Genomic DNA, 8,641 nt, shown 5'->3' with positions numbered 1-8,641 from the left:
AAGGCGGTGTGTCAGTCACGGATAGGCCTACTGAACCACCGCCTTCGCGAGCAAGCCCGCTCCCACAGTTTTGTTGCTCAGCGCAGTAATTTGGAATCCAGCACCACCGACGACTCACCGATCACGCTCTCGGCCAACTGCACGAACTCAGGGGTGTTGATGCTGTTCACCCGCATCACCGCCTGGGCCAGATCGTCCAGGGAGCGCTTATTGTGGGTCTTCACGCGAATCTCACGGTCCAGCTCCTGCAACACCACCACCGAACGCGCCAGCGTCGCGCCGTTGACGTGCTCGCCTTTGAGCGTGGTGACGTCTTTGCCTTCCTTGGTCAGCCGCGCCTGGATTGCCGCATAGCGTTCATCGGTGATGCCGCCGGCACGTCGCATCAGTTCAATCGCGTAGTACTCGCCCAAACCCTCGCTGATCCAGTCACTGCTGTCGTGGTCATTAAAGCGCCCGATGGCCTGCACCACTTCGCGCAGCAACGGGCTGCTGCCATTTTCGCCAACGAGCGGCGTGCGGCTGTTGAGGTAGATCGAATCGCGTAACGAATAAGCCCCTCGCCGCATCGGGTCACTGGCACCGACGATCAACAGTTTGCCGGGATGGCGCGGGAAGGCGGCTTCCACCTGGGGCCAGACAAACGTCAGCAACGTCAGCACGTCCATGCGACGCATGCCCTGACCCTTGGGCGAGGCCACGGTGACGTCGGTTTCACCCAGGCGCAGGCGACGGCTGCCGAGGTTGCCCGCCAGCATCCAGCCGGTGGGGCGGTCGAACAGGCGGGAGACGTTATCGATGCGAAATTTGTTTTGGCCAATGCGTGGCCAGGCGGTTTCGACGCTCTTCCACCCCGTCGGCAGTTCGAACAGCAGGCGTGAGACCAGCTCGATGCCGTCTTGCTGGTCGAGACGTGCGGCCGGCACCAGGTCTTCGCCGCGCAGTAACGCCCAGGCGGGCGTGATCCGTGTGTCATAAACGCCAGGCTTGCGGGCATGGGCCAGGCGCACCCGGTAGGTCAGGCTGGCCTTGTCGGCGCTGGGTTGCCACAGGCCACGGTTGCCGGTGACCTGCCACTGGCCATCGGCCTTGAAGTCGCTGTAGCCACCGTCGCGGCCCAGGTCGAAGTTCAGGCTGCGCACCGCCGCGCCCTGGGACAGGCTGACGCGCACCTCGGCCTGCTGGCTTTGGGGCAACAGCTTGATGTGGTAATCCAGGTCGACTTTCTTCGCGCACCAGCCCGGCCCGCTCAGCGCCAGCACGACCAGGCCCGCTGCACACTTGGCGGCCACCTTCATACACACTCCTCGTTCAGCCTGCGCGGAAAATCAGGTAATCCTCCCAGTCATCCTCGGGCACGCTGCCTTCGCTGAGCATGCGCCCGGACTGGGAAATGCGTTCGTGGTGCACCGCGTCACGGTCGCCGCAGACCAGGTGATGCCACAGCGGCAAGTCCTTGCGCTCGCTGACCAGGCGGTAACCGCAGGTCGGCGGCAACCATTTGAATTGGTCGGCCTGGCCCGGCGTGAGCTGGATGCAGTCGGGCACCGAGGCGCGACGGTTGGGGTAATCGGTGCACTGGCAGGTTTTCAGGTCGAGCAGTTTGCAGGCAATACGCGTGTAATAGACGCTGTTGTCGTCTTCATCCTCAAGCTTTTGCAGGCAGCACAGGCCACAGCCGTCGCACAATGACTCCCACTCCTCTTGGTCGAGGTGCTCAAGGGTTTTGCGTATCCAGAAAGGTTCGACTTTGGCGGCCATGGCTCTGCATCAGTATCGGAAGGTGAAAAGGCCGCCAGTCTAGTGCCCAAGCCCGTTGGGGCCAAGCGCTTACGACTGACGGTGTTGCAAGGCTTGTCAGGCCTGGGTGGGCGCAGTAGCTTTGAATCCCGGTTTTTTCATCAGGATCTGTCCATGAGCAATAACCCCCGCGTTGCCGATTATCCGATCCACACCCAGTTCACCGAACGCTGGTCGCCCCGCGCCTTTACCGGCGAGAGCATCCCGCAGGAAACGCTGCTGAGTTTCTTCGAAGCCGCACGCTGGGCGCCTTCGGCCTACAACTCGCAGCCGTGGCGGTTTCTGTACGCGCGCCGTGACACGCCGGATTGGGAGCGTTTCCTGGGCTTGCTGAATGAATTCAACCGCAATTGGGCGCAGCATGCGTCGGCCCTGGTGATCATCGCGTCGAAAACCGACTTCATCGCCCCCGGCGCCACCGAAGAAACCCCGGCGCTGTGGCACACCTTTGACACCGGCTCGGCCTGGGGCCACCTGGCGCTACAAGCCAGCCTCAGTGGCTGGCACACCCACGGCATGGCCGGTTTCGATAAGGAACTGACCCGCAAGGAGCTGAAGATTCCCCAGGGTTATGCGCTGCATGCAGCCGTGGCGGTGGGCAAGTTGGGAGACAAGTCGAGTTTGCCGGAGTACCTGCAAGGGCGCGAAATGCCGAGCCCGCGCAAGCCGTTGAGCGAGCTGGTGTCCGAGGGTGACTTCAGTCTCTAAGACTTGCATACACTCAATGTGGGAGCGGGCTTGCTCGCGAATGCGGTGGATCAGTCAACACATTTGGTGGCTGCCACACCGCATTCGCGAGCAAGCCCGCTCCCACATTTTTTCCGCGTTTTGTCAGTAACCGCGCTCGAAATCCACTTCCCCGCGCAATGCTTGCTTGGCCTGATACGCCCGCAGGTTCTGCACAAACAACTCCACCATCATCGGCGGCGAAGTCGGCGCCGAGCTGTGCCCGGTCAACAGCAAACCCCACGCCGTCCAGAACGGGTGGCGTTGCGGCAAAGGCTCCTGGCGGCACACGTCAATCACCGCGCCGGCCAGGTGCCCTTCTTTGAGCGCCTCGACCAGGTCGGCGTCCACCACCGCCACGCCGCGCCCAACGTTGATAAACAACCCGGTGGGCTTGAATTGCTTGAACAGCGCCGCGTCGTACAAATCATGGGTATCAGGCGTGTTGGGTAGCAGGTTGATCACGTAATCCACCTCCCCCACCAGCCGGCCCAATTGGTCCAGCCCCGCCACTTCGATAAACGGTGCCTGCTCGCGGGCCTGGCTGGCGATGCCATACAGTTGCACGCCAAACGGCAGCAAAAACTCGGCCACGCTCTGGCCAATGTCACCGGTGCCAACGATCAGCGCCTTGCGCCCCGCCAGGCTCTGGCCCATGCGGTTATCCCACTTGCGCTCCACCTGGCTGACCAGCCGCGCCAGCACTTCGCGCTCGTGGCCCAGCATGTAGGTGAGGACAAACTCGGCCATGACCTGGCCAAAAATGCCTACCGCGCGGGTCAGACGATAGTCGCGGGGCAAGCCATCGGCCAACAGTGGCGTGATGTCCGCCCAGGTCGATTGCAGCCATTGCGGGTGATGGCCCTGGCGCAGCAGGGTCGCCAACAGATCGGGCTGGCCCAGCCACACCGGGCAGTCGGCGGCCAGGCGCGAAAGCTCGGCCGAGTCGCCGCTGGTCAGCACTTCAAGGTCTGGGGCGGCATCCCTGAGCAATTGGGCGTAGAGCGGATGATCCTGTTCAGCAATCAGAACACGCATGGTTCAAACCTTTGAAAAAACAGTGCAGACGGCCGCCCGCATCCTTACGGCCACCGTCCTCTAATACGATTCCATTGAAGCTGTGCCCTGAGGCGGGCACTGGTCGATCACATCGGGTCGTTGCGGCGCAGCAGCTCTTCGGGCAAGTGCTCGATGTACTCGTCCTCGGCCGGTGGCATCTGCAGGTGGTAGCCCTGCTTGTCGAGGTTTTCCAGCACCACGGTGATGTCTTCGCGCGACAGCTTGCGCTCCGGCGTCAGCACCATGTCAAAGGCGTGATGCGCCTTGCCGAAGGCTTCCATCAACGGCTCGGGCACGCGCTCCAGGGCATCGCTTTTGAGCACGTAGAGGTACATGCCGTCTTTTTTCTTGCTGCGGTAGATGGAGCAAATACGTTTCAAGGCTGTTCTCCGGCATTGGCCAGGCTGTCGAGCAACGCCTGGCCCATCAACTCGCGGCGCCAGCCACGCAGCGAGTCTGGCAATTGGTAAGGCCCATCGGGGTAGCCGCTTTTAACCAGGGCTTCGAGGGTTTTCTTGCGCAGCATCAGTTCCGGCGCCATGTCCAGGCGCTCGGCGAAGGTTTGGCCCAGGGCCCGCAGTTGCTTGATCAGCGCGGCGGCGTCCACGGGCAAAGGCTCAGCCACGGCAGGCGGCCATTGGTCCATGGGCACGCTACCGGCGCGCTTGATCAGGTCCAGCAGGAACTGGCCGTCCTGGCGCACGGTGCGCGGGTGCATGTCTTCGATCTTGCCCAGGGCGGCGAGGTTATCCGGCTGGGATTTGGCCAAGGGCCACAACGAGTGTTCGCGAACGATGCGGTTGCGCGGCAAGTCGCGGGCACGGGCCTGCTGCTCGCGCCAGGCGCACAGTTCACGCAGCACCGCAAGTTGAGCACGGGACAATTTCCACGCCAGCTTGGCGTCGCGGTACAGCTCGTAGGGGTCGATCTCGCGGCGCAGGTTGGCCACCAGTTCGGCGCCGTCTTCCAATACCCAGGCGTATTTGTCGTCCGACAGTTGCGGGCGCAGGCGGGTGTAAACCTCGGCCAGGTGCACCGCGTCTTCGGCGGCGTAGCTGATCTGCGTCTCCGACAATGGCCGCTGCAGCCAGTCGGAGCGGGTTTCACCCTTGGGCAGCTCGATATCCAACACCGCCTGCACCAGGCGCGAGTAGCCCATGGAGAAACCGAGGTTGAGGTACGCCGCCGCCAATTGGGTGTCGAACAACGGCACCGGCAAGCTGCCGGTCAGGCGCAACAGCACTTCCAGGTCTTCGCTGCAGGCGTGCACCACCTTGATCACCGCTGGGTTTTCCAGCAAGGCGGCCAAAGGTTGCCAATTGTCGATGGTCAGGGGGTCGATCAGGTAAGCGCGCACGCCATCACCGATCTGGATCAGCCCGGCAATAGGGTAAAAGGTGTCGACCCGCATGAATTCGGTGTCGAGGGCGACGAATGGCAACTGCTGCCATTGGGCGCAATGCTGGCCGAGGCTATCGTTGTCGCAGATCCAGTGAATATCGATGGCCACACGGCTCTCCCTTGAAGAATGGCGCGCAGTATATATCGCGAAAGGGGCTTGCGAGCATCCGCAGTGCACACGCCATCATGAAAACTCCGACAGGAGATGAAGAATAGTCCGACAAAGGGACGTTATCCTCTCTTACGCAAAACGTAGACGCACCATAGTCGCGAGCCCGGCAGGAACTCTTGGTAGTTGAGGATTTTGAAGCCGGCTTGGCGAAACTCGCTCTCTACCGGCGTGCCCACGTTCACGGCCACAATCACGGTGTCGCGGCTGACGCGGTGAAACTCATGCAACAACATGAGTCGCGCATCGCTGTCGGGCACATGGCGAAACAAATCCAGGCAGAAAATGCAGTCCACCGCATTTGCCGAAAGGCCAATGGAAAACGCCGAGCCCTGGAATGTTTTGACACGCTTGAGCAACGCGCCCGGGTGATGGGTGCGCGCGTGATCGAGCATCGCCTGGGAGTTGTCCGAGGCCAGGATCACGCGGTTGACGTGTTCGGCCAGCACCGGCCAGAAGCGCCCGGAACCGCACGCCAGGTCGAGGATAAGCCCAGGCTCGCCCGCCACCTTCAGGGCTTGGCGCACCAGCCGCGCATCGCGCCACGCCGACAGGCGCTGCAAGAGCCTGGGCGGACGCGGGTCGCCACAGCCCCTGGCATGCTCACGGTCATAGCGCTCGGTGAATTCGGTCTCGATGGAGGATGGAGGTTGTGGCGACATCGCGGGCTCATGTGAATGAAACGGTAGTAAACGACCTTGATTCGCAGCTTAACCGCCGCAACGTGAAAAAAAGGTCGAAAGCCCCACCCCGCGAAAATCGATCATGCCTGGTGCAAATACCAGCGCCAATCCTGCTCCCCCACCTCGCCCATGAACTGGCGGTATTCGGCACGTTTGACCGCCAGGTAAACGCCGAGGAATTCACGCCCGAACGCGTCCGGTGCCCAGTGGGACGTTTCCAGCGCACGCAAGGTGGTCAGCCAGTCGGTGGGCAGCAGTTCGTTGGCCTGGGCATAACCGTTGCCTTCCACCGGGGCACCAGGGTCGAGCTGTTCGCGGATGCCTCGATGAATGCCGGCCAGGATCGCGGCGGCCGCCAGGTAGGGGTTGGCGTCGGCGCCGCAGATACGGTGTTCGATATGCCGGGACTGGGCCGGGCCACCGGGCACGCGCAGGCTGACGGTGCGGTTGTCCACACCCCAGGTGGCGGCGAGCGGCGCATAGCTGTTGGTTTGGAAGCGCCGATAAGAGTTGGCGTTGGGGCAGAACATCAACAGTGAATCGAGCAAGGTACTGAGCATGCCGCCCACGGCCTGGCGCAGCAGCGGCGTGCCGTCGACCGCTTCACTGGCAAACAGGTTATTGCCCTGGGCATCGGCCAGGCTGACGTGCATGTGCATGCCGGTGCCGGCCAGGTCGTCGAACGGCTTGGCCATGAAACAGGCGGTCATTCCATGCTTGTGCGCCACGCCCTTGACCAGGCGCTTGTAGCGCACGGCTTCGTCCATCGCCTGCAGCGCATCGGTGCGGTGTTCGAGGGTGATTTCCACTTGGCCCGGCGCGTACTCGGAGATGGCCGTGCGCGCCGGAATCCCTTGCAGCTTGCAGGCGCTGTAGAGGTCAGCAAGAAACGGCTCGATCTGCTCCAGCTCGCGCAGGCCGTAGACTTGCGTCGAGCGCGGGCGATTGCCATCCACATCCCGCGCCGGTTGCGGGCGGCCGTTGCTGTCGGGCTTCTGGTCGAGCAGGTAGAACTCCAGCTCGGCCGCCATTACCGGGTAATAACCGTCGTCCTTGAGCGCCTCGATAACATTGGCCAGCAGGTGCCTGGGGTCGGCCACGGTGGCGGGCAGACCTTCGGTGGGGTGCATGCTGACTTGCACCGCCGCGGTGGGGATCAAGCGCCACGGCATGCGTTGCAAGCTGCCGCTGATCGGGTAGGCGCGGCAGTCGATATCCCCCACCTCCCAGACCAGCCCGGAGTTTTCTACGTCATCGCCATTGATGGTCAGGCCGAGGATGGTGCTGGGCAATGGCCGGCCACTTTCGTACACCGCCAGCAGTTCGTCGCGGTGCAGCAGCTTGCCGCGCGGTACGCCATTGTTATCAAGGATAAACAGCTCGAACATCTCAATGTCGGGGTTCTGTTCAAGGAACGCCTGGGCTTCGTGCAGGCTGGCAAAAACACTCATGGGAATTCTCATACGTTTGTATCAGGCAAGCGCGCAGGCGCCGCCAGGCAGATGCGCACAGGTGCGCGTCATCCATGTGGGTAGATCAACGTAGGAGAGAGGTATCTGGCGGGCGCGCGTGTCGGCAATGGAACAAGGCCCAGAACGCAAGCGCAGACGGCAATGTCGCGGTGTGGTTGTCGGGGCGAACGTGCATGCGCAAGTCACAGTGATAGAGATACCGGAGCGTCACACGCCGGGAAATGCGGGTCAATTCAGGCTTGACGGAGTTTGGTTGCAGTTTGGCTAAACATTCTGCCTGTAGGAGCGAGCTTGCTCGCGAAGATCGTGAACGATAACGCGGGGTGCCTGATTCAAAGCGGCGCACTCAGGTTTTTCGCGAGCAAGCTCGCTCCTACAAAAAACGGGCATTATGGCGGCTTCGACCGTGCCCTAAGGATTCGACTCCATGAAAGCGCCTCTGGCCCTCTGTGTACTGGCAAGCCTGGCCAATGTCGCCCAGGCCGACACCGCCGCGTCACGCCTTGACGAAGTGATTGCACGCAGCACCCTCACCGTGTGCACCACCGGCGACTACAAGCCTTACACCTCACTGCGCAGCGACGGCGGCTACGAAGGCATCGACATTGCCATGGCCGAGTCCCTGGCCAAGAGCCTCAACGCCAAAATCAACTGGGTGCCCACCACCTGGAAAACCCTGATGCCAGACTTTCTGGCCCAACGCTGCGACATCGCCGTGGGCGGTATTTCCGTGTCGTTGGAACGTCAGAAAAAAGCCTTCTTCAGCCAGTCGCTCGGGGTCGATGGCAAGATCCCACTGGTACGCTGCGCCGACGTGCAGCGCTACCAGACGGTGGAACAGATCAACCAGCCCCAGGTGCGAGTGATCGAACCGGCCGGTGGTACCAACGAAGTATTTGCCCGCGCGCACCTGGGCCAGACGCAGATTCGCCTGCATGACAATGTGACGATTTTTGATGAACTGCTGGCGAGCAAGGCCGATGTGATGATTACCGACGCCAGCGAGGCGCGCTATCAACAGAAGCTCAAGCCTGGGTTGTGTGCGGTCAACCCGGAGCAACCCATGCAGTACAGTGAAAAAGCCTTTTTGCTGCCGCGCGATGATGTGGCCTGGAAGAGTTATGTGGATCAGTGGTTGCATTTGAATGTGGCGACCGGGGCGTATGCGGGGATTGTGGGGCAGTGGTTGGCTGCGCCATAAATGTGGACCCACAATCCAAATGTGGGAGCTGGCTTGCCTGCGATTTGGCCATAAGTACCTACACAAAAAGCTGCTGCCGCCCAAGGTAACCACGATGCGAAGCGAGCCGCTCTTGCTCTTGATCTGCTTT

General features: G+C 61.9%; 9 protein-coding genes. 2 read left to right on the top strand and 7 right to left on the bottom strand.

All coding sequences use genetic code 11. From position 1 onward, the window contains the following. Nucleotides 1-77: 77 nt before the first annotated feature. Both A7K61_RS29710 and A7K61_RS29705 read right to left on the bottom strand, forming a co-directional pair. Nucleotides 78-1,298 (bottom strand): hypothetical protein, encoded by a 1,221-nt coding sequence (locus tag A7K61_RS29710; protein WP_069558953.1) that lies wholly within the window; start codon nt 1,296-1,298, stop codon nt 78-80. A gap of 13 nt (nt 1,299-1,311) precedes the next feature. Continuing rightward, on the bottom strand, nt 1,312-1,761 hold the full coding sequence (locus A7K61_RS29705) for a YcgN family cysteine cluster protein (RefSeq protein ID WP_003172524.1): 450 nt from the start codon (nt 1,759-1,761) through the stop codon (nt 1,312-1,314). A 153-nt stretch (nt 1,762-1,914) separates the two neighbouring features. On the opposite strand from A7K61_RS29705, the gene A7K61_RS29700 reads away from it, so the two are divergent. Continuing rightward, complete coding sequence (locus A7K61_RS29700; protein ID WP_069558952.1) at nt 1,915-2,508, top strand: nitroreductase family protein; 594 nt, start codon at nt 1,915-1,917, stop codon at nt 2,506-2,508. A gap of 123 nt (nt 2,509-2,631) precedes the next feature. Here the strand turns inward: A7K61_RS29700 and A7K61_RS29695 are convergent, their stop codons facing one another. The 5 genes from A7K61_RS29695 to A7K61_RS29675 all read right to left on the bottom strand — a co-directional run bounded on the left by A7K61_RS29695 (nt 2,632) and on the right by A7K61_RS29675 (nt 7,289). Continuing rightward, on the bottom strand, nt 2,632-3,564 hold the full coding sequence (locus A7K61_RS29695) for a D-2-hydroxyacid dehydrogenase (protein WP_069558951.1): 933 nt from the start codon (nt 3,562-3,564) through the stop codon (nt 2,632-2,634). Nucleotides 3,565-3,671: 107 nt separating this feature from the next. Further along, the gene (locus A7K61_RS29690; protein ID WP_014717482.1) at nt 3,672-3,965 is read right to left on the bottom strand and encodes a YcgL domain-containing protein; all 294 of its coding nucleotides are present in this window, start codon (nt 3,963-3,965) and stop codon (nt 3,672-3,674) included. Then, on the bottom strand, nt 3,962-5,095 hold the full coding sequence (rnd, locus tag A7K61_RS29685; protein WP_069558950.1) for a ribonuclease D: 1,134 nt from the start codon (nt 5,093-5,095) through the stop codon (nt 3,962-3,964). The genes A7K61_RS29690 and rnd overlap by 4 nt, the downstream gene beginning before the upstream one ends. 122 nt (nt 5,096-5,217) lie before the next feature. Further along, nucleotides 5,218-5,817, bottom strand: coding sequence for a class I SAM-dependent methyltransferase (locus tag A7K61_RS29680; protein ID WP_003189592.1), 600 nt, complete (start codon nt 5,815-5,817; stop codon nt 5,218-5,220). A 101-nt stretch (nt 5,818-5,918) separates the two neighbouring features. Continuing rightward, nucleotides 5,919-7,289, bottom strand: coding sequence for a glutamine synthetase family protein (locus A7K61_RS29675; RefSeq protein ID WP_069558949.1), 1,371 nt, complete (start codon nt 7,287-7,289; stop codon nt 5,919-5,921). 448 nt (nt 7,290-7,737) lie between these two features. Here A7K61_RS29675 and A7K61_RS29670 point away from each other — a divergent pair, with 448 nt between their 5' ends. Then, nucleotides 7,738-8,511 carry a transporter substrate-binding domain-containing protein gene (locus A7K61_RS29670; protein ID WP_069558948.1) on the top strand — a complete coding sequence of 258 codons (774 nt, stop codon included), beginning with the start codon at nt 7,738-7,740 and terminating at the stop codon, nt 8,509-8,511. Nucleotides 8,512-8,641 lie beyond the last annotated feature (130 nt).

It is taken from the genome of Pseudomonas sp. AP42 (assembly GCF_001728935.1).
In the GTDB taxonomy this organism is placed as follows: Bacteria; Pseudomonadota; Gammaproteobacteria; order Pseudomonadales; family Pseudomonadaceae; genus Aquipseudomonas; species Aquipseudomonas lactis.
The sequence above is the reverse complement of the archived record's forward strand: the minus strand, read 5'-3'. Positions and strand labels throughout refer to the sequence as shown.